Raw genomic sequence first — 24,120 nt, 5'->3', positions numbered from 1 at the left:
TCTCCGCCCTCCCGCTTGGGAGGGCTTTTTGCTGGTCAGGGTGGGTCTCACTGATCACGACGAAGCCCCGGACGCCCTCTTGATGATCAAGGGCAGACTCCGGGGCTGTCCGGCTGTCACCGGGTTTTCGCGGGTGGCCGTGTCGAATACGTGTCGAAGTTCTCGACCGGGGGAAGATCAGCCAGCGCCCGGCACCTCCGGCTCCGGGAGGTCACCAGGCGTCGTCCGGGCCGCGAACGAGCTTCGGCGCGGCGCGCTGATCACGCCCGCTGCCTAGGACCCGACGCCGAAGAAGCCGGACTTCAGGTCCCCGATGATGACGTCGAGCGGATGCCCGCTCACAGTCAGCGGTCCGCTCCAGGGCGCGCTGAGTGCGAAGAGCAACGCCAAGCTCAGCCCGACCACACTCGCAACGCCCAGGACGAGCAGTGACGTTCGCAGGCTGCTGCGGAAGATGAGTGCGCCGGCGTTCACGATCAAGGCCAGTCCGGCGGCCACAAGCGTGACGACGTAGAGGGCGGGTACCTCGCGCGAGGCAGCCGCGACGCGTGCGCGACGACTACTGGTGACGCTGTCCAGGGAGACCAGTAGCTCCGTGCTCGCCGGGTTTCCCAGCTCGGGCCGGGCCGCCTCGGCACGCACGGTCCGCTCCAGCCGTGCGACCGCGCGAGCGGTGGCCGGGTCGTCACCGGACGCCGCTGCCGCCCCCTCCCATTCCCTGGCACGCGTGGTCTGCAGGTAGTCCAGCAGTGCCGAATGGATCGGCTCCGACTGGACTTGCGGACTTGTCGCCGCCCACGCCAGGCGGGAGGCCGCGGCCGCCTCGTCACTCACCAATCCCTCTGCTGCGCGCAGGTAGCCGGACTCGCTGGCCAGTGAGAGTGCCGCGAAGATCGCGAAGGCGGCGCCGAGTGTGGGCATCAGGGGCATGGCGATCTGGTGCACCCGATCCTGTTCCCCCACCGGTACGAGCACCCGGACGCCGACCCGCGCCACGGCCGCGACCAGGAGGGCAAGGCAGAGCCAGCCCACAACCAAGACCACCGTCGGCAGCGAGGCCAACCAGTTCACGACATCACCTACAGCGCGTTCTCACGAGCGTCGCGCGGCGGCGCTACCTCGCCCGACGACCTGGAGCTCCTCGTCGATCACCTTCAACGAACGCTTCATGATCACAGGTCGAAGACCTCCGAAACTCGCGACGCCCGGTGCGGCGCCTCGCTTCGTTGACCGATCAGCCGAGTACGGGTGCGACATCCGACCCACCAAACGCCGCCTTCCAAGTGCTTGGCCGCAGGTTCGAGTCCTGCCGGGGGCGCACCGTCTCCGCCCTCCTCCGGGAGGGCGTTTTTGCTCCTCGGGTCGGGGGACGCTGGACACAGGTCAGCCTCGGACGTCACCACGGCGCCGCTGTTCCCGGCCTGCGCCCTGTAACGGCAGATCACCTGGCTGGAGCTGTTCGTCCGCGATGTGTTGCCGCAGGATGCGCGTCAGGGCCGGATGCCCTGGCACAGTGCGCCTCGCCCTCGGCGCGGCCACAACAACTGGTGAGACTCATCCGCCATCGGACTACCACCCAAACTCGGGCGGCCCGACGACTCGGGCGTCGGCCTGTGCCGCCAACCAAGCAGCCCGCTCATCATCCCCAGGGCGTGCATGGATGAAGACGGTGTGCTCGGCTGCCCACTCCTCGCAGTGGATGTCGTGGCTGTTGCACGCGATCTGCAACTCGGCGTACTTGTACTCCTCGTCCAGCCCGAGCTCCGGCACAGACGGCCACTTCAGGTTGTGCCAGAGGACGTAGCATCGCGTGATGTCCGCCCAGGTCCGCAGGGCCCCGCGCGCTTGCGCGAAGGTGCCGACGCCCAGGGCCAAGCTCGCCGGCAAGCCAATACCGCCCGTTCTGTACGACGTGACCTGCGCCCCCGGAAGAGCGTCAGTCAAACGCCGCAGGTCATCATCGTTGCGCGCCCAGGCATCCAGGTAGCAGCTGCTCGGCTCGTACCAAGCCGCAACCGACAGCAACCTCTCTGCGAGGCTCAATGCCGCAGCCAAGTCCGTAGTCCGCAACACGGGCCACGCACGTGTGTTCCCCATGCCGGCATCCTGCCAGAGCGATCTTCCTTGTTCGCTGAGGACGCAACCAAACCCGGCCCTTCACTTCAAGTAGTCCGCGGCAGGAACGAAAACGCCCCCGACCAGCGGTTTCCCGTTGGTCGGGGGCTGCGCGGAGCAGCAGGCCGTCATGGGGCCGTACGGTCACCACGAGCCGCAGTCGGGAAGCCCTGTCCGTGCGCCGGGGGACGCCGGGTGGGCTGCCTATCGCGATTACGGTGGGGGCTTCGACGTCGTCCCAGTCGTCGTAACAGTCGGTGACGGCTTCTTCGTCTCAGTCGTCGTAGTAGTCGGCGACGGCTTCTTCGTCTCAGTCGTCGTAGTAGTCGGCGACGGCTTCTTCGTCCCAGTCGTCGTAGTAGTCGGCGACGGCTTCTTCGTCGGCTTGGCCGTTCCTACCGACTTGCAGACCTTGTGGCCAGGGACCCAGACGCGCTTTTTGTGCTCGCCCTTTCCCTGGTATTTCCAGTGCCCCTGCTCGTAGTGGCACTTGGTATTGGTCGGGGTGGCCTGCGTGCTCACATCAGCGGAGTGTTGCGCGGTGGCGATTCCGGCCGCTCCGCCGAGCAGTAGGACGGGCACCGCTGCTGCCGCAACTACAGCCCCTCTCATATGAGTTCGCATGGCGGCTCCTTCTCGCTGTTGGATTTCCAGTCCATGCCCACCCCTCATCTCAAGGCTGACACGACGCTACATAGCTGGCAAATTCAGACAAACACGACCGTATCCCCAAGGTGTCAACGCGCTTGAGGAGGCATTGAAACCAGCCTCGACGAGGCCAGGCCTAGAACCACGCCCCCACCAACGCGCTTACCGCCGGTGGGGGTTGACTTCACGCCCCGTGAGCAGCCTGTGGGCCGTCGTTGCCTGTTGAAGTTCTGGCGCACCGAGGGCAGCAGGGACTCAGGCGCATGAATCACCAGGCGAGCGTCATGGGACTGAGGCGTCCGGGCAGCCGGTCACGGCTCAGACCCAGGCCGTCTGTGGGCCGACCGAGCCTGGCCGACAACGCCGGACAAAAACAGGTAACCATTGCCACCCCGCAGGTCGGCCCGCGGCCGACATGACACCCGTGCAGCTCCGTCTGACGTGTAATCAGTTCCTCGATTACCGGGCTCGGGCCCGAGGTCCGTCCATGGACTGAGCCGACAGCCGGTACAGGCGCCGGCGCAGCTCGGTACGGCCGGGCCGCTCGGCGAGCTGCCGGTGGGTGGCACTCCACTGGTAGCCGCCGATAACCCTGCTCTGTTTTGGATACTTCGACGCAAGGCTCTTCACGTAGCGTGACGATGAAATGGGGAAGGGGTGTACCCACAGGCATCCATCAGGGGATTCGGATGCTGGCGAGGAGCTAACGCCCTGGCGCAGCCGCCGAGTTCACGGTTGTTGGCGCCGACCAGCCGCCATCCGGCGGGTCTGAGCCCTCCGTCCGATCTCGACTTCCCTTGCTGCTGGGGAAGTGGACCCAACGCGATGACGATCAAGGTCGCAGTCACACTGCGTCCCGACAGCGCCTGGACAGCCCGCGCACAGCAACGGCCCGGACACAAAGCAGACGCCCTCCCGGCCGGGAGGGCGTCTGGTGGAGCAGCAGCAGTCGGCTCTTCACCCGGCTCGTCGTTCGTCAGCTCGTCCAGAAGTCCCACCAGCGCGTCAGCACGAGCATGCCGACCACCCCGGTGTGCAGCACGGGGAGCACCCAGGTGAACTCGACGAAGAAGCGGCGCAGCCGGCCGGGCGCGGGCAGGAAGCCCTCTCTGACGATCAGCGAGGTGACGTACCAGAACAGCACGATCGTCGCGACCCAGGCCAGGCAGCACCACAGGCACAGCGCGTTGATCCGGTACAGCGACTGGAACTGCAGCCAGGAGACGAACCCGACCCCGAACAGGCACCCGGCCCAGAACAGCAGCCAGTACCAGCCGGGGAAGCGGGCCTCGGCCAGCAGGCTCATGCCGACGCAGACGACGATGCCGTACGCCACCAGGCCCAGCATCGGGTTGGGGAACCCGAAGGCCGAGGCCTGGGCGCTCTTCATCACGCTGCCGCAGGACACCACCGGGTTCAGGCTGCACCCGGGCACGAAGTTCGGGTTCTCGAGCAGCTTGAACTTGTCGAGGGTGATCACCCAGGAGGCGAGCAGCCCGGCCGCCCCGCTGAGCACCAGCAGCAGACCGAGGCCCCGGCCGCCGGCGGTGGCCTTGGTCATCAGCTGCGCAGGCTGCGGGCGGGCAGGATGACGTGCGCGGCGGCGTTCAGGGTGTCCTCGGCGCCCGCGAATGCGGCCAGCGCGGCCGGGTCGACGGTCTTGCCGGGCTCGCCCTCGGGCCAGGCCCGCTTGGTGAACACGAGGTAGGCGTACCCGCGTTCGGCGACGGCGGCGAGCCACTCCTTCGGTGCGTCGGCCTGGGCGACCAGCTGCGGCATGTTGACGACGGCCTGACCGGCCTCGACCAGCAGGGTGACGGGCAGGCTGGGCTTGGTGGTGCCGTCGACGAGTTCGCCGCCGACCGGCAGGCCGTTGCTCACCAGCAGGTGCTCGACCGCCGCCGCAGTGGCCTCCGGGCCGCCCTCGGCGTCCCCGAGGGAGTAGGCCAGCAGGTAGGGCATGTCGGTGCCGTCCGGGGCCTCGCCGCTCCAGGCCAGGACGACGAGCGTGCCGAGTTCGGCGGCGCGGAAGGCACGGGATTCGCTTGAGGTTGAGGTCACCGCGCGACCTTATCGACGCGGCCTCGCGCCGCCGGGCGGCTTCTCACCCTTCCGGACCAGTGCCCGCCGCTGCGCCACACGAATGAGGGACGCGGTCCCGGGAACGGGCCCGGACACACCGAGGGCCGGTCCGCGGCTGCGGTACCGGCCCTGCGGGGAGGGTGTCAGCTCTGCAGGGGCAGGCCGCCGAGCAGCGGGGTGTGCTGGTTCAGCGCGCCGGTCGCACCCTTGACCGTGTTGAGCACGGAGTCCTTGTTCTCGGTGTTCAGCGCGTCCGACTGGTGCTGGAGCGGCATCGCGTCGTTCAGGGTGAGGGGGCCCTTCGTGAGCGTGTTCACGGCGCCGTTGAGGCTGGTGGGCGTCAGGTCGGCGGTGCTGTGGGCGAACGCGGGCGCGGCGACGCCGACAAGGGCCACGGAACCGGCAACGACGGCGGCAGCCTTCAGGGACTTCATCGTGTTCCTCTCTTCGGCAACTCAAGTCGCCCCAGGGATTCTGACGTCGTGCCTAACGAGTCCCCGTCAGGCCGGAAACCCCGTACGCACAAGACATATGAAATCCCTGAGCCCGAAACGCCCCCATTCGGGTGGAACGCACAAACCGGCCGTCCACCCCGCAACGGATGAGCGGGGCGGACGGCCGGCCGAAGGGGTGCGTCCCGACGTCAGCCGTTGGCGCAGGTGTTGCCGAACGCCGGGTTCAGCAGCGCGACGACGTTCACCGTGTTGCCGCAGACGTTGACCGGCACGTGGACCGGGGCCTGGACGACGTTGCCCGACAGCACGCCCGGCGACGTGGCGGCGCCGCCCTGCGCGCCGGAGTCGGCGACAGCCATACCGGCACCGCCGGCGACGGCCGCGACGGCGGCGGAAGTAAGGACCAGGCCCTTCGCGATACGCGACATGGAGAGGTGCTCCTTGAAATCGACACAAACATCCGGGCGGGATACCCGGCGCTGTGTCAACGCGCGGCACCCCTGAGGGTTGTGCCGCCAATGGGGTGAAGTCCGAATGGGCTTCTCTTCATGGTTCCAGCACACTTGGGAGCTTTCTTCGGCCCGAACCGGTGCACGCGCACAGCGCGAAGACCGCCCTGGCCGCGAGGCTCGGCGGGCGGAGCGGGCGGCGTGGGCGGAGCGGGCGGAGCGGGCGGCGTGGCGGTTCGTGCACGGCGTGACCCGGCCGGCCGACGCGGCGAGGGGCCGCAGACGGCGCGGCACTCAAGGATGCGGTGACGGCGCCGCTGGACGGCGCCCTCTGCCGCGCGGGAATAAGGGTGCGGTGAGCGAACCGGGTGCCGGGCACGGGGGTCCGGCACCCGGCGCGCTACAGACCGACGCCGGCCCGTCCTCGCCGGTACATGACCGCCCCGGCCGCGATCAGCACGGCACTGGCCGCCGAGCTCGCAAGCAGGGTCCCGGCCTCGCCACCGGTGTGCGCAAGCTGGGGCAGCTGCTGGTATCCGCCGCCACCGATGGGCGCAGTGGTGCGACTGTCGCCGTAGGGAGGCGTGGTGTGACTGGGGGGCGTGGTGTGACCGGGCGGCATGGTGTGACTGCCTCCGTAGGGAGGCAGAGTGTGCCTGGGAGGCGTGGCGCGACTGCCGCCGGGAGAAGTCGGAGAACTCGGATGAGTCGTGTGGTCGCCTCCGCCGGAAGAGGGCGGGGTCCGGTCGCCACCGCCGCCGCGCGGTGGCGCGGTGGTCTTGCCGCTCGTGCCGGAAGTCGAGCTGTCACCTGAGTCGCCGGGACTCTTCGAGCCGGTGCTCTTCGAATCGCCGTGGCTCGCACAGGAGTTGCCGAAAGCCGGGTTCAACGCGGCCGCGACGTCAACGGTGTTGCCGCAGACGTTGACCGGGACGTCCACCGGGGCGTTGACCGTGTTGCCGGAGAGCACGCCGGGCGAGCCCTGAGTGGCGCCGTGCGCGTTCGAGTCGGCGAGCGCGGGGCTGCCGTACAAGGACAGGATGCCGGTGGCGGCGGCTGCCGCGACCATGCCCTTGCTGAGGGTCTGTCGCAATCTAGGGGTCTTCCTGCTCGAAGAGGTGGGAAGGCCGGCCTCGGAACGGAGAAGATCGACGCTCCGGGGCCGGCCAGAACGCAGCAGCTGGGCTGGTGCGTTGCGTGCCGTACGTCAGCCGTTGGCGCAGGTGTTGCCGAACGCCGGGTTCAGCAGACCGATGACGTTCACCGTGTTGCCGCAGACGTTGATCGGGATGTGAACCGGGATCTGGACCACGTTCCCGGAGGCGACGCCCGGGGAGTCGACAGCGGAGCCCGAGGCCCCGGCGTCGGCGAAGGCGGGGGCGGCCCCACCCAGCGCCAGGATCGCGCCGGCGACGACAGCAGCGCTCTTCTTCATGAACTTTCCCTTCTCTACGGTCATGCCCCAATTGACGGCCGAAACCGAGCGAGCGAAGCTTGAACGACTCGCACCATGACCGGCAAGCTGTAAACGAGGACAGGCAGCCGAAGAAACTACGGAACGCGCGTCGTTCCTGAATTCACTCGAACGCCTTCACAGAATTGACAACTTGGCGGAACCGGCAGAGAAACGCGGAGTCAGCGTGACCTGCGGGCTCAGCATTCCGCTTTCCTTCCTGGCTCCTCGCCAAGACGCACGTTCCTGCGCTCGCATCAACCCGGCCCGCACGCATTGGTTGCGGAGCCTCACTCGATCGGATCGTTCGGCGCGACGGAATGCAGGGAATGCACCGGGGCGACGCCCTGAGCTTGTTCCGCGCCCCCTTATGGGCCATCGGAGTGAACCGGAGCAACCCATTGGTGCGATGGGCAGTTGAACCAGCGTGCTCCGGTGGACGGGGTTTCTTCAGAAGGGAATCAGCAAGTGATCAAGAAGGTTCTGGCCGTCGCCGCGGTTGCCGCCTCCGTCGTCGGCGCCTCTGCCGTCGCCGCTTCGCCGGCTCTGGCCACCGGCAACGACAATGGCACCACCTCCTTCAGCGGCAACGGCGCCTCGCAGGCGTTCGGCAACTCGGCCACCTACGGCAACTTCAGCCCCCAGATGGCGCTCGTCCAGGGCTCGCTGAACAAGCCCTGCATCGGCCTGCCGGCCAAGCTCAACGCGCAGTCGCTGGTCGGCCTCGCCAACGTCGGCGTGCAGGACATCCCGGTCCTGTCCTCGCCGCAGAACCAGCAGTGCACCGAGAACTCCACCCAGGCCAAGGGCGACGAGCCGCTCTCGCACATCCTGGACGACATCTCCGCGCTGTCCAGCAACGGCACCGGCAACAGCTGAGCGCGCAACTCCCGGGCTCCTCGCGGGCCCTCCTCCGACGGGTCGCCGGTTCTCCGGCGGCCCGTCGGGCTGTTCACGCGCCCGCGCCTGCCGCAGGGAGCGCTTGTGAACTCATCCGACTGCGCTGCTCCGATCGGGGCAAAGGGCGCAACCGCCGCAGGCCCGGGGCAGTTGACGATCACGCAGCTCCCTCCCCGGAGTCCGCCTTTCGAAAGGGAACGAACATGAAGAAGCTGTGGGCAACCGCGGCTGTTGCCGCCTCCGTCGCCGGTCTCGCCGGTGTGGCGGCCCCCCAAGCGCTTGCCACCGGCAACGACACGGGCACCACGTCGTTCAGCGGCAACGACTCGAGCCAGTCGTTCGGCAACTCGGCCACGTACGGCGACATGAGCCCGCAGCTCTCGCTGGTCCAGGGCTCGCTGAACAAGCCCTGCATCGGCCTGCCGGCGAAGGCCAACGCCCAGTCGATCCTGGCTCTGGCCAACGTCGGCGTCCAGGACATCCCGGTCCTGTCCTCGCCGCAGAACCAGCAGTGCACCGAGAACTCCACCCAGGCCAAGGGCGACGAGGCGCTCTCGCACATCCTGGACGACATCTCCGCGCTGTCCAGCAACGGCACCGGCAACAGCTGAGCAAGCGCTTCGCCGAGCGGCGGGTCACCGGGTTCCTCCGGTGGCCCGTCGCTCCGCTGTCAGCCCGCAGCCGCTCACGCCTTGCGGTACAGCGCCTCGATCCGCTCCGCGTAGGCGGTCGTCACGGCGTGCCGTCTGACCTTCAGCGAGGGGGTCAGCAGCCCGTTCTCCTCGGTGAACTCCCCCTCCACGAGCGCGAAGGCGCGGATGGACTCGGCGCGGGAGACGGCCTCGTTGGCATAGTCGACCGCCTTCTGCACCTCGGCGCGCAGCCGTTCGTCGCGGACCAGCTCGGACAGCGGGGTGCCGGCGGGCAGTTGGCGTACGGACAGCCAGTGGGCGACCGCCTCCGGGTCGAGGGTGATCAGGGCGGCGACGAAGGGCCGGTTGTCGCCGACGACCACGCACTGGCCGACCGGTGAGCGGCTGCGCAGCCGGTCCTCCAGGACGGCCGGGGAGACGTTCTTGCCGCCGGAGGTGACGAGGATGTCCTTCTTGCGGCCGGTGATGGTGAGATAGCCGTCCTCGTCGAGGGCGCCGAGGTCGCCGGTGGCGAACCAGTCGCCGGCCAGCACGGCATCCGTGGCCGCCGGGTTGTTCCAGTACGACCCGAAGACGATCCCGCCCTTGATCAGCACCTCGCCGTCGTCGGCGATGCGCACGGACACGCCCGGGACGGGCAGGCCGACCGTGCCGGGGCGGGGCCCGAGCGGGGGCACGATGGTGGCGGCGGCGCTGGTCTCGGTCAGGCCGTAGCCCTCGTAGACGATGATCCCGGCGGCGTAGAAGAACAGGTTGAGGTTGCGGTCCAGCGGGGAGCCGCCGCTGATGGCGTACCGCATCCGGCCGCCCAGCTCCTTGCGGATGCGCCGGTACACCAGCAGGTCGTACAGCGCCCAGGCGACGTACAGGCCGGGGCCCGGACCCTTGCCGGTGCCGAGGAACCTGCGCAGGTGGGCCTCGCCGAAGCGGACGCCGATCCGCTCGGCGCGGTCGAAGGAGGCGCCGCGGCCCAGCTTCTCGGCGGTGGCGCGCCCGGTGTCGCGCATCTTCTCGAAGAGGTACGGCACCCCGACCAGGAAGGTGGGCCGGAACTCCCGGAGCGCGGGCCGCAGTTCGTCGGGTTTCACGCTCGGGAAGTGGCCGGTCTCGATGCGGGCCAGCAGGCAGGCCAGCTGGAGGGTACGGCCGAGGACGTGGGCGAGCGGCATGAAGAGCAGGGTGGAGGCCTGCTGTCCGGTGACGGCCTGGAAGACCGGGTGCAGCAGCTCGACGGTGTTGGCGGCCTCGGCGTGCAGGTTGGCGTGGGTGAGGACGCAGCCCTTGGGCCGGCCGGTGGTGCCGGAGGTGTAGCAGACGGTGGCGATGGTGTCGGGGGTCAACGACGCGCGACGCTTGGCGAGTTCGTCGTCGGGGACGTTGTGGCCGAGGGCGGTGAGGTCGGCGATCGCACCCCCGTCGAGCTGCCACAGGCGCGGGGGCCGGGGGTGGTCCGCGGTGCCGGTGGTGACGGTCGCGGTGTTCTCGGCGGTCTCGGTGACGACGTACCGAACACCGGAGTCGCGGACGATCCAGTCGACCTGTTCGGCGGAGGAGGTCGGGTAGAGGGGCACGGACTGGCCGCCGGCCGCCCAGATCGCGAAGTCCAGGACGGTCCACTCGTAGCGGGTGCGGGACATCACCGCGACCCGGCCGCCCGGTTCGAGCCCGGCGGCGACCAACCCCTTGGCCACGGCGGCGACTTCGGCGGCGAGGACGGCCGCCGTCACCGGGCGCCAGGCCCCTTCCGCGCGGCGGCGCAGCAGTACGGCGTCCGGGCTCCCGGCCGCGTGCGTGAACGGCAGATCGGCCAGGGAGCCGCTGGTGAGCGGGGGCGCGAGGGGGGCCGCGCGGACCTCGCGCACGACGCCCGCCGCGTCCTTGACGATCTCCACCGCGCTCCTGCCCGCCAGGTCGGTGCGTTGCCGTGCCCGCTTCAGATCCTTGCGTACGCCCATGGCGGCTCCCTGTCGCGGCTGATGCGAAGGCTCTTGCTGCCGCGCCAACTTACTCAGAGGTAAGGAAAGGTCAATGGGTCGTGCACGCGCCGTCGGTCACCGTGATGGTGAGGGAGTCGTAGCCCATCTGCGCCTTGCGTTTCATGCCCTGGACGTCGAGGCAGAACGCGGTGTCCGTGCCGTGGGCGGTGACGGAGTACCGGGCCTGCTCCGGGCCGCCGGTGAACATCATCGACTCGGGCTCCGGGGAGGCGAGCGTGACGGAGAGCGCGTCCTCGGGGCCGTTGCCGTCCCGCGCGATCCGCTCGCGCAGGATCGCGTCGTAGTCGCCGGAGCCGGGCCCGAGCAGCGCCTCCTTCGACAGCTCGCCTGTCGCCGTGGTGACCGCGCTGCGCAGGTCGTCCCCGCCCCAGGAGCCGGGCCCGCCCGAGTGGTACAGCAGCCACATGCCTCCGGCGGCGAACAGCAGCGAGCCGACGATGAGGGCCCTGCCGACGGGGTTGTCCGGGTTGTAGACGTAGCGGTTGGTGCCCCATTTGCTGCGGATGAACACGCGGTCCGCGTCGGCTCGTTCGTCTCGGTCACTGGTCATGGGGAGATTCTCTAGGAGACCACGTCCTTGCGGGCGAACCCCCGGAAGGCCAGGGCGAACAGGACCAGGGCGTACGTGACGGAGATCGCGGCGCCCTGGATCATGCCGGACCACTCGGGGTGCGGCTGGATGATGTCGGCCCAGGAGAACTGCCAGTGCGGGGGCAGGAAGTCGCGCCAGTGGCCGAGGGCGGTGACGGCGTCCAGGACGTTGCCCACGATGGTCAGGCCGACGGCGCCGCCGACCGCGCCGAGCGGGGCGTCGGTCTTGGTCGAGAGCCAGAACGCGAGCCCGGCGGTGACCAGTTGGGACACGAAGACGTAACCCACGGTGACCGCGAGACGCTGTGCCGCGATGCCCGGGTCGAGCGCGCCGCCCGTGGGTATCTGCAGCGGGCCCCAGCCGTAGGCCGCCGTGCCGACGGCGAGCGCCACCACCGGCAGCAGGACCATCGCGGCGAGGCTGAGCCCCAGTCCCACGACGAGCTTGGACCACAGCAGCCGGGCTCGGGGCACGGGCGCGGCGAGCAGATAGCGCAGGGAGGACCAGCCGGCCTCCGAGGCGACCGTGTCCCCGCAGAACAGGGCGACCGGGATGACCAGCAGGAAGCCCGCCGAGACGAACAGGTTCACCGCGGCGAAGTTGGCGCCGGACGCGGTGGCCGTGTTCATCAGCGTGATCTGGCCGTCGCGGCCCGACGGGTTGCCGCCGATCGCGAAGGCGATCAGCAGCACGAACGGCAGCGCGGTGAGGATCCCGCCCATGACCAGCGTGCGCCGCCGCTTGAGCTGGCGGACCAGCTCGACCCGCAGCGGCAGCGTGCGGCCCGCACGGTAGCCGGAGGCCACCTCGACGGACTCGGTGACCGCGCTCATGCGGAACCTCCGATCAGGGTCAGGAAGGCGTCTTCCAGGCGCCGGTGGGGGCCGACGGAGGCGACGGGCACCTCCAGGCGCACCAGCTCCACGACCAGTTGCTCGGCCGTGCCGCCGGACCGGAGGCGGACCAGCAGGCCGTCGTCGCTGCGCTCCGCGGAGGCGACGCCGGGCAGTGCGGCCACCTTCTCCACGACCGGCTCCTCCACGGGCGTGCCGGTGCCGACGAGCAGGGTGTCCCCGGAGCCGACGATCTCCCCGACGGGCCCGGCCTGGATCAGCCGGCCGCGGTCCATCACCACCAGGTGGGTGCAGGACTGTTCGACCTCGGCGAGGAGATGGCTGGAGACGATCACCGTACGGCCGCCGGCCGCGTAGCGGATCATCACCTCGCGCATCTCGCGGATCTGGGGCGGGTCGAGGCCGTTGGTGGGCTCGTCCAGGATCAGCAGGTCCGGCAGGCCGAGCATGGCCTGGGCTATGGCGAGGCGCTGGCGCATGCCCTGGGAGTAGGTGCGCACCGCGCGGGCGAGCGCGTCGCCGAGGCCCGCGATCTGAAGCGCCTCGTCCAGGTGGGCGTCCTCGGGCGGGCGGCCGGTGGCCCGCCAGTACAGCTCCAGGTTCTCCCGGCCGGACAGGTGGGGCAGGAAGCCCGCGCCCTCCACGAAGGCGCCGACCCGGGAGAGCACGGGCGCGCCGGGCCGGATCGCGTGCCCGAAGACGCGGATCTCGCCGCCGTCCGGCTTGATCAGGCCCATCAGCATGCGCAGGGTGGTGGTCTTGCCCGCGCCGTTGGGTCCGAGCAGGCCGAGCACCTGGCCCTTCTCCACCCGGAAGGACAGGTCACGGACGGCGTACCGGTCGGCGGACTTGGCGTACCGCTTGCTCAGGTCCGTGATCTGGAGCGGGACTTCGGCGAGTTCCGGATCGGGTGCGGGGGCGGTCGTACGGCGTCTGCCGGTCAGCAGCAGCGCGAGGGCGACCGCCGCGCCGGCCAGGGGCAGCCACCACACCCAGGCGGGCAGGGGCGCCGCGGCGGTGGTGACGGCGGGAGCCGTCGGCACACTGAGGTCTCCCTTCAGGGAGACGGTGTACGTGGCCGGGGCGGCCGGAGAGGCGTAGCCGAGGTCGGTGGAGGCGAGGACCAGGCGGAGCCGGTGACCCTTCTGGACCTCGTGGTCGATCGCCGGGAGGGTGACCGTCACGTCCTTGCCGGACCTGGCGCCGGTCACGCGCAGGGGGGCGACGAGCTGGGCGGGCAGCACCTGCTGGGTCCCGTCGGGGCCGACGTCGTACACCTTGCCGAAGAGGACGGCGTCCTCGCTGGTGGAGGTGACATGCACGGTCGCCGTCGGCGCGCCGGTGATCCTGAGGCCGGTGCGCACGGGTGCCGAGTCGAACCTGGCGTACTGGCCGGGGAAGTCGAGGGAGACGCCGACGCCGAGCGCGGAGAGCTGGGCGAGGCCGCCGCCGGAGCCGCCGAGGCCGGGCAGGGCGGAGACGGCGGGCGGGGCGGCGCCCGCCGGGTTGGCGAAGCGCTGCTCGCCGCCGGTCAGGGCGATGGCGCGCCGGTGGTCGTGCAGACCGGGGTAGGCGTCGGCGCTCGCGCCGCGCAGCAGGGCCCTGCCGTTGGTGGAGTCGACACCTCCGGTGCGGGTGATGCGGAAGGCCGGGCCGATGGCGGTGCCCTTGTCGCCCTTCAGGTACCGGTCGAACCAGGCGTTCACGCGCGCCTCGACGCGGCTGTTCTCCGTGTCGCCGCCGTCGTGGCCGCCCGCGATCCAGTCGACGTCCACGGGCGCGCCGCCCGCCCTGATCGTCCGTTCGGCCGCGTCGGACTGGGCGAGCGTGAAGAGGGAGTCGGTCTGGCCCTGCACCAGCAGCGTGGGCACCTTGATGCGGTCGCCGACGGCGGACGGCGAGCGCTGCTCCAGCAGCCTGCGGGCGGCCTCGTCCGGCGTGCCCGACTCGGCGACCCGGTCGTACATCCGGCACAGCGCGGGCTCGAACCGGGCGCAGCCGCCGCCGTTGTTGAAGAAGATGCCGGCCCACAGCTTCTTGAACACGCCGTTCGGGAACAGGGCGTCGGCCAGGTTCCAGTAGGTGACGGCCGGGGCGATGGCGTCGACCCGGTGGTCGTACGCGGCGGCGAGCAGGGAGACCGCTCCGCCATAGGAGGCGCCGGCCACGCCCACGCGCGGGTCGCCGGGTTGGTCGAGCCGCACCTGGGGCTGCCCGGCCAGCCAGTCGATGAGCCGGGAGACGTCGGCGACCTCGTGCCCCGGGTCGTTGAGCCCGATCTTCCCGGTGGACTTCCCGAAGCCGCGCGCGGACCAGGTCAGCACCGCGTACCCGTCGCGCGCGAGGTCCTCGGCCTGCCCGCGCACGTCGTCCTTGCTGCCGCCGAAGCCGTGCGCCAGGAGGACGGCGGGGCGGCGGCCGGCGGAGTCGGTGGTGAAGTACGAGGTGTCCAGGCGCGTGCCGTCGGCCATGGTCATGACCCGGTCGGCCCGGTGCACCGAGGGCTCCCCGCCGGAGGCGGCGGCCGTCCAGGTGCCGACGCCGGCGAGCACCGCGACGACGGCCGCGCCGGCCAGAAGCCGGCGCGGTCCCTTCAGCAGCCCTCGCAGCCCGGGCACACCCCGTCTCACGCGCCGAAGATCCATGCCCCCCACCGTACGGGCCGCCACCGACAACGGCTGCGCCCGCCGGGCTGAACCCCGGCCCCTCCTTGGGGAGTACAGACCTGTCCCCGCGTACTTCGGTCGCGGTACGCGGGGACGGGCGGGGACGGGGCGGACGGGTGGGGGACGCCGTCAGGCCTGCGCGTCCTCCGGGATGGAGACCAGCCAGCGGGTCTCGCGGCGCGGGCGGAGGTAGAAGGCCCAGTAGAGGGTGGCGACGGCGGTGATGCCGCCGGTCCACAGCAGGTAGGTCGGGTCCTGCTCCACGAGGATGTAGACGAGGACGGCGATCAGCAGGACCGGCATCGCGGGCCACAGCGGCATCCGCCAGGCCGGGATGTCCTTGTGGGAGCCGCGCCGGGCCAGCAGGGCGGCGACCGCGACCAGCAGGTACATGCCGGTCACCGAGACGCCCGTGACGCCGTACAGCGTGTCCAGGTTGACGAAGCAGAGCAGCGCGCCGGGGACGCCGACCGCGAGCGTGGCGACCCAGGGGGAGCCGAAGCGGCCGAGGCGGGACAGGGCGTTGTTGACGGGCTGGGGCCAGGCCTTGTCGCGGGCGGAGGCGAACAGGACGCGGGAGTTCTGGATGACCATGACGATGCCCGCGTTGATGATCGCGAGGGCCACGCAGAGGCTGACGAAGGTGCCGACCGCGGAGTTGGACCAGGCGGTGACCATGGAGCTGATGTCGCCGCCGGTCAGCTCCTTGAGGTCGGAGGCGCCCATGGTGATCGCGGCGACCGGGACCAGGATGACGACGGTGGAGATGGCGAGGGTGGCGAGCACGGTGCGGGCGACGTTGCGGCGCGGGTGCTCCAGCTCCTCGGAGAGGTAGACGGCGGTCGAGAAGCCCTGGGTGACGAAGAGGGCGATGGCGAGGCCGGAGACGACGAGCATGGCGGTCACGGTGTCGGCGTGGCCGTGCTCTCCGGCGACCTTCATGGAGACGAGGCTGCCGACCCCGCGGTGGCTGTGGCTGAAGCCGAGCAGCGCGACGACTCCGGCGGCGACGACCTCCAGGACCAGGAAGATGCCGGTGATCCAGGCGTTGGCGCGCAGGTCGAGCAGGCCGGCGAGGGTGGCGAGCAGCATCACGCCGGCGCCGGTCATCGAGGGGTCGAGGTGCACGATCGGCGCCAGATAGTCGGCGGTGCCCATCGCGATCACCGGCGGGACGATCATCACCACCAGCAGGGACAGCACGAAGACGAGCCAGCCCGCGAGCCGCCCGGCCATCGTCGACACCATGGCGTACTCGCCGCCCGCGCTGGGGATGAGGGTGCCCAGCTCGGAGTAGCAGAACGCCACGGCGATACAGAGGAGGGAGCCGATGGCGATCGTCAGGGCGGTGGCGGTGCCGAGGGAGCCGAAGAGGTCGGGGACGACCACGAAGAGCGTGGAGGCGGGCGTGACGCACGACAGCGTCAGCAGGGTGCCGCCGACGACGCCGATGGAACGCTTGAGCTTCTGGGGGCTGTCAGGGGCCCCGGAACCGTCTATGACGGCTGTCTCGACAGGGCGGAGCGTGTCGGTCATGCGGCGGTTCCGATCGACTCGTGTGACTGAGGGTGGGGGTCGGGAGCGCTATCGCCTCCGGCGGCTCGTCGTACGTTCGTCTCGTCCGCTCCCGGCGGTGCATAGAGAACCCCGACGAAAACCACCACGTCAATGGCGGTTTACCTTCGGAATCCGTACCTCCGGTAAGACCCACGTCACATCGATTTCCCAGGCCGTGAAGCCCTATTGGTGCATCCATCAAGCCCTGATCAGAAATGACCTTGCTTTCAAAGGTCATCCCTTGGAAACCCCTTCGTCACCCGTTTCATCCCACCTAAACGGGAACCGCAGCCGAGGCGTCAAAAAAATGTCAGAGCGTCCGGTATCCGGACGCGCAAAGCAGTCGCGTGCATGTCATCGCGGGGCGCTAGAGTCACCGCATGAATTTGCGGCACACCACCGCCTGGGTGGGACTCACCGCGGCGGCGCTGGTGGCGGCCTCCGGGTGCGGCACGCAGAGCGTCAGGACGGCAGACAGGACGACGGCGGTCAGGACGACGGCGGCGCTCGCGCGGGCCGCGGACCGGACCGAGGCCGCGGGCTCCGCCCGGGTCAGGATGACCGTCGACTACGGCACCGGCACCGCCGTCCCCATGGAGGGCACGTACTCCTGGGGCGGCGGATACGCCTACGACGTCGAGATGGACACGCGAGCCGCGCGCCTGCAGGCACTGCAGGACTCCCCCACGATCCGCTGTCTGCTCGTGCACGGCGTCTACTACTACGGCATCGACCCGCAGCCCTCGGGGCCGCTCAAGGGCAAGGAGTGGATGCGGGTCGACGCGTCGGCGGCGTACGGCGACAAGGGCGCCCGGGCCGTCTCCGCGAACGCCACCAGCCCGGCAGCGGTCATACGGCGCCTGAAGTACGCGCACGACGTCAAGGACCTCGGCACCCTGACGGTGGACGGACGGCCCGCGAGGCACTACCGCGGCGTCGTCGACCGGGCGCACCTGGGCCCGGTCAAGGACGTCTACGGCGACAAGGACAGCCCCATGGGCGCGCTGACCGGCGGGGCGGCCACGGTCGCCATGGACGTCTGGATCGGCGCCGACGGTCTTCCGGTGCGGCTGAAGGAGAGGATCGGCGCCCTGAAGCTGACCATGGACTTCGAGAGCTTCGGGCGGACCGCTCGGGTGAAGGCACCACCCGCCGCGCGGACCGGCGACGTCACCGCCCTGGTCGAGCAGCAGCAGCGGCGCTGAGCACGGCTGGACACACCGGTGCCCCGCCCTCGCGCACGCGGAGGACGGGGCACCGTACGTACGGCGTCAGTGGTTGCGCGGGAAGCCCAGGTCCACACCGGCGGGCGCCTCGGACGGGTCGGGCCAGCGGGTGGTCACGACCTTGCCGCGGGTGTAGAAGTGCGTGCCGTCGTTGCCGTAGATGTGGTGGTCGCCGAAGAGCGAGTCCTTCCAGCCACCGAAGGAGTGGTAGCCGACGGGCACCGGGATCGGCACGTTCACGCCGACCATGCCCGCCTCGATCTCCAGCTGGAAGCGGCGGGCGGCGCCGCCGTCCCGGGTGAAGATCGCGGTGCCGTTGCCGAACGGCGAGGCGTTGATGAGGGCCACGCCCTCCTCGTACGTGTCCACGCGCAGCACGCACAGCACCGGGCCGAAGATCTCGTCCTGGTACGCCTTCGCGGTGGTCGGCACCCGGTCGAGCAGCGAGATGCCGATCCAGTGGCCGTCCTCGAAGCCCTCGACGGTGTAACCCGTGCCGTCCAGGACCACCTCGGAGCCCTCGGCGGCGGCACCGGAGACGTACGAGGCCACCTTGTCGCGGTGGGCGGCAGTGATCAGCGGGCCCATCTCGGAGGCCGGGTCGTTGCCGGGACCGATCTTGATCTTCTCGGCGCGCTCGCGGATCTTCTCCACCAGCTCGTCGCCGATGGAGCCGACCGCGACCACGGCCGAGATCGCCATGCAGCGCTCGCCCGCGGAGCCGTACGCCGCCGAGACCGCCGCGTCCGCCGCCGCGTCCAGGTCGGCGTCCGGCAGGACCAGCATGTGGTTCTTGGCGCCGCCCAGCGCCTGGACGCGCTTGCCGTTGGCGGAGGCAGTGGTGTGGATGTAGCGGGCGATCGGGGTCGAGCCGACGAAGGAGACGGCCTTGACGTCCGGGTGCTCCAGCAGGCGGTCGACGGCCACCTTGTCGCCGTGCACGACGTTGAAGACGCCGTCCGGCAGACCGGCCTCGGACAGCAGCTCGGCGATGCGGACGGAGGCCGACGGGTCCTTCTCGGACGGCTTCAGCACGAAGGTGTTGCCGCACGCGATGGCGAGCGGGAACATCCACATCGGGACCATCGCCGGGAAGTTGAACGGCGTGATGCCCGCGACGACACCGAGCGGCTGGCGGATCGCGGCCACGTCGACACGGTTCGCGACCTGCGTGGACAGCTCGCCCTTCAGCTGGACGTTGATGCCGCAGGCCAGGTCCACGATCTCCAGGCCGCGCGCGACCTCGCCGAGCGCGTCGGAGTGCACCTTGCCGTGCTCGGCAGTGATCAGCTCGGCGATCTCGTCGCGGTGGGCGTCCAGCAGCGCGCGGAACTTGAAGAGGATGCTGGTGCGCTGGGCGAGAGAGGACTGGCCCCAGGTCGCGAAGGCGTCCTTCGCGGCGGCGACGGCCGCGTCCACCTCCTCGACCGACGCGAACGCGACCTTGGTGGTGACCGCGCCGGTCGCCGGGTCCGTGACCGGCCCGTACGTACCCGACGCGCCTTCGGCGGTCTTCCCGCCGATCCAGTGGTTGACGATCTTCGTCATGCCCAGAGACTCCTTATTACAGATGGCGGCGTCGGGTCGAGACGTGCCGTTCGTACAGCTCACGTGCCTTGACCGCGGACGATCGGGTCGCGGTCTCGGCCACAGGAACATCCCACCAGGCCTGCGCGGGAGGCGCGCCCGACACAGTGTCGGACGTTTCGGTCTCCACATAGACACATGTGGCGGTGTCGGCGGCCCGTGCCTCGGCGAGCGCCGCGCGCAGGTCGCTCACGCTCTTCGCGCGCAGCACCCGCATGCCGAGGCTGGCCGCGTTGGCGGCGAGGTCCACGGGCAGCGGGGCGCCCGTGTACGTCCCGTCCGCCGCCGGGTAGCGGTAGGCGGTGCCGAACCGCTCGCCGCCCACCGACTCCGACAGGCCCCCGATGGACGCGTACCCGTGGTTCTGCACGAGCAGCATCTTGATCGCGACGCCCTCCTGGACGGCGGTCACGAGCTCCGTCGGCATCATCAGATACGTGCCGTCGCCGACCAGCGCCCACACGTTCCGCTCCGGCGCGGCCAGCTTCACGCCGATCGCGGCCGGGATCTCGTAGCCCATGCAGGAGTAGCCGTACTCCAGGTGGTACTGGTCGTACGACCGCGCCCGCCACAGCTTGTGCAGATCGCCGGGGAGCGAGCCGGCCGCGCCCACGACGATGTCCGACTCGTCCACCAGGGCGTCGAGGGCGCCGATGACCTGCGGCTGGGTCGGCCGTACGTCCGGTTCGGCGGCCTCGAAGCAGGCGTCCACGCGCTGCTCCCAGCGCTCCCTGCCCTCGGTGTACTCGGTGACGTAGGAGTCGGCGACCGTGTGCCCGTGCAGCACCAGCGCCTCGGTCAGCTCGCCCAGGCCGCTGCGGGCGTCCGCCACCAGCGGGAGCCCGCCCAGCTTGTGGCCGTCGAAGGAGGCGATGTTGAGGTTGAGGAAGCGGACGTCCGGGTTCTCGAAGAGGGTGCCGGAGGCGGTGGTGAAGTCGGTGTAGCGGGTGCCCACCCCGATCACCAGGTCGGCGGTGCGGGCGAGTTCGTCGGCGGCTGCGGTGCCGGTGTGGCCGATGCCGCCGACGTCCTGCGGGTGGTCCCAGCGCAGGGAGCCCTTGCCGCCCTGGGTGGAGGCGACCGGGATCCGGGTGACCTCGGCGAACTCGGCGAGGGCCTCCTCGGCGCGGCTGTGGTGGACTCCGCCGCCCGCGACGACGAGGGGCCTGCGCGCCGCCCGGACCACCCGGACCGCCTCGGCCAGCTCGGTGGGGTCCGCGCCCGGCCGCCGTACGGTCCACACCCGCTCGGTGAAGAACTCCTCCGGCCACTCGAAGCCCTCCGCCTGCACGTCCTGCGGCAGCGCGAGGGTGACCGCGCCGGTCTCCACCGGGTCGGTCAGGACCCGCATGGCCTGCAGGGCGCTCGGGATCAGGGCCTCGGGCCGGGTGATCCGGTCGAAGTACTTCGACACCGGGCGCAGGGTGTCGTTGACCGACACATCGCCCGCGTACGGCACCTCGAGCTGCTGGAGCACCGGGTCGGCGGGGCGGGTGGCGAAGACGTCGCCCGGCAGGAGGAGGACCGGGAGGTGGTTGATCGTGGCGAGGGCGGCGCCGGTGACCAGGTTGGTGGCGCCCGGGCCGATGGACGTCGTCACCGCGTGCGTGGACAGGCGGTTCGACTGGCGGGCGTAGCCGACGGCCGCGTGCACCATGGACTGCTCGTTGCGGCCCTGGTGGTACGGCATCAGGTCCCTGTACTCGACGAGGGCCTGGCCGATCCCGGCCACGTTGCCGTGCCCGAAGATGCCCCAGGTGGCGCCGATCAGCCGCCGCCGCTCGTCGTCGCGCTCGGTGTACTGGGCGGCGAGGAAGCGGACGAGTGCCTGCGCGACGGTCAGCCGGATCGTCATCGGTATCCCCCAGTGCTCTCGACGTGATCGGGGTGGAAGCAGATCCGCCACTCCCGGGTCGCGCCCGGGCCCGCCATGACGTTCAGGTAGTACATGTCGTGCCCGGGCTGGGCGATGGACGGGCCGTGCCAGCCGTCGGGGACGAGCACGGCGTCGCCGGAGCGGACCTCGGCGAGGACGTCGGCGCCGCCCGGCCGCGAGGGGAACACCCGCTGGTAGCCGAGCCCGTTCGGGCCCTCGATCTCGAAGTAGTAGATCTCCTCCAGCTCGGACTCCACGCCCGGCCGGTGCTCGTCGTGCTTGTGCGGCGGGTACGAGGACCAGTTCCCGCCGGGGGTGATCACTTCCACGGCGATCAGCTTGTCGCAGTCGAAGCCTTGTCCATCAGCGCCTTTGGCGCGGGCGTCCGAGGCGAAGTTGCGTACCTGGCGGGCGCAGTTGCCGCTGCCGCGGTGCTCGACGGGGACCTCCGGCGCGGGGCCGTAGCGGGCGGGGAGTCGTCGCTCGCACTTCGCTCCTGCCAGGGCGAAGCGGCCTCCCGCGCCGGAGGCGATCAGGACCCGGGTGTCCCGGGGTGCGTACGCGAAGTCGGAGACCGCTGCGAACACACTTTCCCGGCCCAGGAGTTGGAACTCGTCTTCCTCAATTTGCACGGTACATCCGCCTTGCAGCGGAAGCACGATCCATTCACTGTCCCCGGTGGTGAACGTATGGGTGCCGCCCGGTGTCAACTCCACGACGCGCAGACTGCTGTGTGTCCAGCCGGCCCGTTTGGGGTCGATGTCGACGGCGTACTGGGCGTTCGCGGTCGCGCCCTTGGGCAGATGCAGGTCGGTGCTGGTCATACGGCCCCCTCACAGCAGTCCTACGGCGGTGTCCACGGCGGCGGCCACATCACCGTCCGCCGGGTACAGCAGCGAGCGGCCGGCCACCAGGCCTCGCACGGTGGGCAGTTGGAGCGCTCCGCGCCATTTCTCGAAGGCGGCGACCTGGCCCTCGGGCGAGTCGCCGATGTCTCCGCCGAGCAGGACGGCGGGCAGGGTCGAGGTCTCCATGACCTGGGCCATGTCGTCGGGGTTGTCGGTGACCGGCACCTTCAGCCAGGTGTAGGCGGAGGTGCCGCCGAGGCCGGAGGCGATGGCGATGGCCTTGGTGACCGCCTCGGCGGACAGGTCGTTCCTCAGCTTCCCCTTGGGGGTGCGGTGGCTGAGGAACGGCTCCACGAAGACCGGCAGCCGGCGCGCGGCCATGTCGTCGACGGCGCGGGCGGCGGACTCCAGGGTGGTCAGCGAGCCCGGGTCGTCGTAGTCGATGCGCAGCAGCAGCTTGCCGGCGTCGAAGCCGAGGCGCTCGATGTCCTCGGGGCGGTGGCCGGTGAACCGGTCGTCCAGCTCGAAGCCGGCGCCCTGGAGGCCGCCGCGGTTCATGGAGCCCATGACGACCTTGTGGTCGAGGGCGCCGAGCAGCAGCAGGTCGTCGAGGATGTCGGCGGTGGCGAGGACGCCGTCGACGCCGGGCCGGGCCAGCGCGATGCAGAGGCGTTCGAGGAGGTCGGCGCGGTTGGCCATGGCGAGCCCCCGGTCGCCCACGCCGAGGGCGCCGCGGGCGGGGTGGTCGGCGGCGACGATCATCAGCCGGCCGTTCTCGTGCAGCAGCGGGCGCCGGGCCCGGCGGGTGGCGGCCTCGGCGATGGCCTCGGGGTGGTGGGTGCGGGTGTGGACCAGCGCGGAGACGTCCACGCGGGCCTGCCGACCGCCGTCCCCGCCCTCGCGGTGGGTGCCCGCCACCCTGCCCGCCCTCACAGCACCGCTCCGGCGTCGAGCGCGGCGGCCACCTCGTCGGGGGTGGGCATCGCGGAGGAGCACTCCAGGCGGGAGGCGACGATGGCGCCGGCCGCGTTCGCGTGCCGCATGGTCGTCTCCAGGTCCCAGCCCGCGAGGAGGCCGTGGCACAGGGAGCCGCCGAAGGCGTCTCCGGCGCCGAGTCCGTTGAGGACGGTGACGGGCAGCGGCGGGACCTCGGCAGACTCGCCCGCCCGGTTCACGGCGAGCACGCCCTTCGCTCCCTGCTTGACGACGGCGGTCTCGGCCCCGGCGTCCAGGAGCGCGCGGGCGGCGGCGTGCGGCTCGCGCAGCCCGGTGGCGACCTCCACCTCGTCCAGGTTTCCGACGGCGACCGTGGCGTGGCGCAGGGCCTCGGCGTAGAGGGGGCGGGCGGCGTCCGGGTCCCTCCAGGCCGGGTTGTTCCAGAGAGCGGGCCGCCAGTCGAGGTCGAAGACGGTGATGCCGGACCTGGCCCGGTGGGCGAGGGCCGTGAGGGTCGCCGTACGGCTGGGCTCCTCGCTCAGGCCGGTGCCGGTGACCCAGAAGACGCGGGCCTCGCGGATGGCGTCCAGGTCCAGCTCGTGGGCCTCGATCTCCAGGTCGGGCGCCTTGGGCTGCCGGTAGAAGTAGAGCGGGAAGTCGTCCGGCGGGAACACCTCGCAGAACGTGACCGGGGTGGGCAGTCCGGGCACCGGCGTGACCCAGCGGTCGTCCACGCCGAAGCCGCGCAGGGCCTCGTGGAGGTAGGCGCCGAACGGGTCGTCGCCGGTGCGGGTGATCACGGCGGTGTGCCGGCCGAGCCGGGCCGCGGCGACCGCGACGTTCGTCGCCGACCCGCCGAGGAACTTGCCGAAGGACGACACCTGGGCGAGCGGGACGCCGGTCTGCAGGGGGTAGAGGTCCACTCCGATCCGCCCCATGGTGATCAGGTCGTAGGCCATCGGCTTCCCTTCGTCATGGCTCTCCCCATGGCTCTCCCCGGCTTTGTAGTCCCGTACGCGGAAGCCTGTCAATGTTTTGTCCAGACATTCGGACCAGACGGCCGTGCGATTCCCGGGTGACCCGGGCATATAAACGGCTACTTTGCGGCAGGCGTGTCACAAACGCCCCGTTCGTGTCACACATGTCGCGTCTATGCGGGTTATCCGTCACACCCGGTCGACAGCTGCTTCCCATCGGTCACCGTGCGCCGTTCACCGGGCACAGGC

The 24,120-nt window shown here is 70.6% G+C and carries 22 protein-coding genes; 4 read left to right on the top strand and 18 right to left on the bottom strand.

Annotated elements, in window-relative coordinates:
- Nucleotides 1-273: 273 nt before the first annotated feature.
- Together ACWD3E_RS01550 and ACWD3E_RS01545 are read right to left on the bottom strand one after the other, a co-directional pair.
- The gene (locus tag ACWD3E_RS01550; RefSeq protein ID WP_451385523.1) at nucleotides 274-1,071 is read right to left on the bottom strand and encodes a bestrophin-like domain; all 798 of its coding nucleotides are present in this window, start codon (nucleotides 1,069-1,071) and stop codon (nucleotides 274-276) included.
- A gap of 498 nt (nucleotides 1,072-1,569) precedes the next feature.
- Entirely contained in the window at nucleotides 1,570-2,043 is a 474-nt protein-coding gene (locus ACWD3E_RS01545) for a hypothetical protein (protein ID WP_451385522.1), read from the bottom strand.
- A gap of 202 nt (nucleotides 2,044-2,245) precedes the next feature.
- Between ACWD3E_RS01545 and ACWD3E_RS01540 the strand changes: the two genes are divergently transcribed.
- The gene (locus ACWD3E_RS01540; protein WP_451385521.1) at nucleotides 2,246-2,599 is read left to right on the top strand and encodes a hypothetical protein; all 354 of its coding nucleotides are present in this window, start codon (nucleotides 2,246-2,248) and stop codon (nucleotides 2,597-2,599) included.
- A 1,140-nt stretch (nucleotides 2,600-3,739) separates the two neighbouring features.
- Here ACWD3E_RS01540 and ACWD3E_RS01535 read toward each other — a convergent pair.
- The 6 genes from ACWD3E_RS01535 to ACWD3E_RS01510 all read right to left on the bottom strand — a co-directional run bounded on the left by ACWD3E_RS01535 (nucleotide 3,740) and on the right by ACWD3E_RS01510 (nucleotide 7,184).
- On the bottom strand, nucleotides 3,740-4,324 hold the full coding sequence (locus ACWD3E_RS01535; protein WP_451385520.1) for a vitamin K epoxide reductase family protein: 585 nt from the start codon (nucleotides 4,322-4,324) through the stop codon (nucleotides 3,740-3,742).
- On the bottom strand, nucleotides 4,324-4,824 hold the full coding sequence (locus ACWD3E_RS01530) for a DUF5949 family protein (protein ID WP_451385519.1): 501 nt from the start codon (nucleotides 4,822-4,824) through the stop codon (nucleotides 4,324-4,326). The genes ACWD3E_RS01535 and ACWD3E_RS01530 overlap by 1 nt, the downstream gene beginning before the upstream one ends.
- Nucleotides 4,825-4,988: 164 nt before the next feature.
- Nucleotides 4,989-5,279, bottom strand: coding sequence for a hypothetical protein (locus ACWD3E_RS01525; protein WP_451385518.1), 291 nt, complete (start codon nucleotides 5,277-5,279; stop codon nucleotides 4,989-4,991).
- Nucleotides 5,280-5,488: 209 nt separating this feature from the next.
- Nucleotides 5,489-5,728, bottom strand: coding sequence for a chaplin (locus tag ACWD3E_RS01520; protein WP_451385517.1), 240 nt, complete (start codon nucleotides 5,726-5,728; stop codon nucleotides 5,489-5,491).
- Nucleotides 5,729-6,149: 421 nt separating this feature from the next.
- On the bottom strand, nucleotides 6,150-6,842 hold the full coding sequence (locus ACWD3E_RS01515; RefSeq protein WP_451385516.1) for a chaplin: 693 nt from the start codon (nucleotides 6,840-6,842) through the stop codon (nucleotides 6,150-6,152).
- Nucleotides 6,843-6,956: 114 nt separating this feature from the next.
- Nucleotides 6,957-7,184 carry a chaplin gene (locus ACWD3E_RS01510; protein WP_451386472.1) on the bottom strand — a complete coding sequence of 76 codons (228 nt, stop codon included), beginning with the start codon at nucleotides 7,182-7,184 and terminating at the stop codon, nucleotides 6,957-6,959.
- A gap of 486 nt (nucleotides 7,185-7,670) precedes the next feature.
- Here ACWD3E_RS01510 and ACWD3E_RS01505 point away from each other — a divergent pair, with 486 nt between their 5' ends.
- Together ACWD3E_RS01505 and ACWD3E_RS01500 are read left to right on the top strand one after the other, a co-directional pair.
- Nucleotides 7,671-8,081: a rodlin gene (locus tag ACWD3E_RS01505; protein ID WP_451385515.1), complete on the top strand. Its 411-nt coding sequence runs from the start codon at nucleotides 7,671-7,673 to the stop codon at nucleotides 8,079-8,081.
- A gap of 224 nt (nucleotides 8,082-8,305) precedes the next feature.
- The gene (locus ACWD3E_RS01500; RefSeq protein ID WP_451385514.1) at nucleotides 8,306-8,713 is read left to right on the top strand and encodes a rodlin; all 408 of its coding nucleotides are present in this window, start codon (nucleotides 8,306-8,308) and stop codon (nucleotides 8,711-8,713) included.
- Nucleotides 8,714-8,787: 74 nt separating this feature from the next.
- Here the strand turns inward: ACWD3E_RS01500 and ACWD3E_RS01495 are convergent, their stop codons facing one another.
- The 5 genes from ACWD3E_RS01495 to ACWD3E_RS01475 all read right to left on the bottom strand — a co-directional run bounded on the left by ACWD3E_RS01495 (nucleotide 8,788) and on the right by ACWD3E_RS01475 (nucleotide 16,400).
- Entirely contained in the window at nucleotides 8,788-10,710 is a 1,923-nt protein-coding gene (locus tag ACWD3E_RS01495; RefSeq protein WP_451385513.1) for an AMP-dependent synthetase/ligase, read from the bottom strand.
- 70 nt (nucleotides 10,711-10,780) lie between these two features.
- Nucleotides 10,781-11,302, bottom strand: coding sequence for a hypothetical protein (locus ACWD3E_RS01490; protein ID WP_451385512.1), 522 nt, complete (start codon nucleotides 11,300-11,302; stop codon nucleotides 10,781-10,783).
- A gap of 11 nt (nucleotides 11,303-11,313) precedes the next feature.
- Entirely contained in the window at nucleotides 11,314-12,177 is an 864-nt protein-coding gene (locus tag ACWD3E_RS01485) for an ABC transporter permease (protein ID WP_451385511.1), read from the bottom strand.
- On the bottom strand, nucleotides 12,174-14,843 hold the full coding sequence (locus ACWD3E_RS01480) for a CocE/NonD family hydrolase (protein ID WP_451385510.1): 2,670 nt from the start codon (nucleotides 14,841-14,843) through the stop codon (nucleotides 12,174-12,176). Before ACWD3E_RS01480 ends, ACWD3E_RS01485 begins: the two co-directional genes overlap by 4 nt.
- A gap of 150 nt (nucleotides 14,844-14,993) precedes the next feature.
- Nucleotides 14,994-16,400 (bottom strand): APC family permease, encoded by a 1,407-nt coding sequence (locus ACWD3E_RS01475; protein WP_451385509.1) that lies wholly within the window; start codon nucleotides 16,398-16,400, stop codon nucleotides 14,994-14,996.
- Nucleotides 16,401-16,801: 401 nt separating this feature from the next.
- Between ACWD3E_RS01475 and ACWD3E_RS01470 the strand changes: the two genes are divergently transcribed.
- Nucleotides 16,802-17,626: a hypothetical protein gene (locus tag ACWD3E_RS01470; RefSeq protein ID WP_451385508.1), complete on the top strand. Its 825-nt coding sequence runs from the start codon at nucleotides 16,802-16,804 to the stop codon at nucleotides 17,624-17,626.
- Nucleotides 17,627-17,692: 66 nt separating this feature from the next.
- Here the strand turns inward: ACWD3E_RS01470 and mmsA are convergent, their stop codons facing one another.
- Genes mmsA through iolC form a run of 5 tightly spaced genes read right to left on the bottom strand, consistent with a single transcriptional unit; the run spans nucleotide 17,693 to nucleotide 23,853 of the window.
- Nucleotides 17,693-19,195, bottom strand: a complete 1,503-nt coding sequence (gene mmsA / locus ACWD3E_RS01465) for a CoA-acylating methylmalonate-semialdehyde dehydrogenase (protein WP_451385507.1) — start codon at nucleotides 19,193-19,195, stop codon at nucleotides 17,693-17,695.
- Nucleotides 19,196-19,211: 16 nt separating this feature from the next.
- Nucleotides 19,212-21,089 (bottom strand): 3D-(3,5/4)-trihydroxycyclohexane-1,2-dione acylhydrolase (decyclizing), encoded by a 1,878-nt coding sequence (gene iolD / locus ACWD3E_RS01460; protein WP_451385506.1) that lies wholly within the window; start codon nucleotides 21,087-21,089, stop codon nucleotides 19,212-19,214.
- Nucleotides 21,086-21,934: a 5-deoxy-glucuronate isomerase gene (gene iolB / locus ACWD3E_RS01455; RefSeq protein WP_451385505.1), complete on the bottom strand. Its 849-nt coding sequence runs from the start codon at nucleotides 21,932-21,934 to the stop codon at nucleotides 21,086-21,088. Before iolB ends, iolD begins: the two co-directional genes overlap by 4 nt.
- Nucleotides 21,935-21,943: 9 nt before the next feature.
- Nucleotides 21,944-22,828, bottom strand: coding sequence for a Cgl0159 family (beta/alpha)8-fold protein (locus tag ACWD3E_RS01450; protein WP_451386471.1), 885 nt, complete (start codon nucleotides 22,826-22,828; stop codon nucleotides 21,944-21,946).
- A 59-nt stretch (nucleotides 22,829-22,887) separates the two neighbouring features.
- Nucleotides 22,888-23,853, bottom strand: coding sequence for a 5-dehydro-2-deoxygluconokinase (iolC, locus tag ACWD3E_RS01445; protein WP_451385504.1), 966 nt, complete (start codon nucleotides 23,851-23,853; stop codon nucleotides 22,888-22,890).
- Nucleotides 23,854-24,120: the final 267 nt, after the last annotated feature.

It is taken from the genome of Streptomyces sp. NPDC002676, assembly GCF_053592455.1.
Note: the sequence above shows the minus strand (reverse complement) of the source record. Positions and strands in the feature narration are given on the sequence as shown.

Bases quoted from the DNA above. Each gene is read 5' to 3' on its own strand.
- ACWD3E_RS01540 (WP_451385521.1), top strand. From the start codon at position 2,246: ATGGGGCCGTACGGTCACCACGAGCCGCAGTCGGGAAGCCCTGTCCGT.
- ACWD3E_RS01535 (WP_451385520.1), bottom strand. From the start codon at position 4,324: ATGACCAAGGCCACCGCCGGCGGCCGGGGCCTCGGTCTGCTGCTGGTG.
- ACWD3E_RS01525 (WP_451385518.1), bottom strand. From the start codon at position 5,279: ATGAAGTCCCTGAAGGCTGCCGCCGTCGTTGCCGGTTCCGTGGCCCTT.
- ACWD3E_RS01520 (WP_451385517.1), bottom strand. From the start codon at position 5,728: ATGTCGCGTATCGCGAAGGGCCTGGTCCTTACTTCCGCCGCCGTCGCG.
- ACWD3E_RS01510 (WP_451386472.1), bottom strand. From the start codon at position 7,184: ATGAAGAAGAGCGCTGCTGTCGTCGCCGGCGCGATCCTGGCGCTGGGT.
- ACWD3E_RS01500 (WP_451385514.1), top strand. From the start codon at position 8,306: ATGAAGAAGCTGTGGGCAACCGCGGCTGTTGCCGCCTCCGTCGCCGGT.
- ACWD3E_RS01495 (WP_451385513.1), bottom strand. From the start codon at position 10,710: ATGGGCGTACGCAAGGATCTGAAGCGGGCACGGCAACGCACCGACCTG.
- ACWD3E_RS01490 (WP_451385512.1), bottom strand. From the start codon at position 11,302: ATGACCAGTGACCGAGACGAACGAGCCGACGCGGACCGCGTGTTCATC.
- ACWD3E_RS01485 (WP_451385511.1), bottom strand. From the start codon at position 12,177: ATGAGCGCGGTCACCGAGTCCGTCGAGGTGGCCTCCGGCTACCGTGCG.
- ACWD3E_RS01480 (WP_451385510.1), bottom strand. From the start codon at position 14,843: ATGGATCTTCGGCGCGTGAGACGGGGTGTGCCCGGGCTGCGAGGGCTG.
- ACWD3E_RS01475 (WP_451385509.1), bottom strand. From the start codon at position 16,400: ATGACCGACACGCTCCGCCCTGTCGAGACAGCCGTCATAGACGGTTCC.
- ACWD3E_RS01470 (WP_451385508.1), top strand. From the start codon at position 16,802: ATGAATTTGCGGCACACCACCGCCTGGGTGGGACTCACCGCGGCGGCG.
- mmsA (WP_451385507.1), bottom strand. From the start codon at position 19,195: ATGACGAAGATCGTCAACCACTGGATCGGCGGGAAGACCGCCGAAGGC.
- iolD (WP_451385506.1), bottom strand. From the start codon at position 21,089: ATGACGATCCGGCTGACCGTCGCGCAGGCACTCGTCCGCTTCCTCGCC.
- iolB (WP_451385505.1), bottom strand. From the start codon at position 21,934: ATGACCAGCACCGACCTGCATCTGCCCAAGGGCGCGACCGCGAACGCC.
- iolC (WP_451385504.1), bottom strand. From the start codon at position 23,853: ATGGCCTACGACCTGATCACCATGGGGCGGATCGGAGTGGACCTCTAC.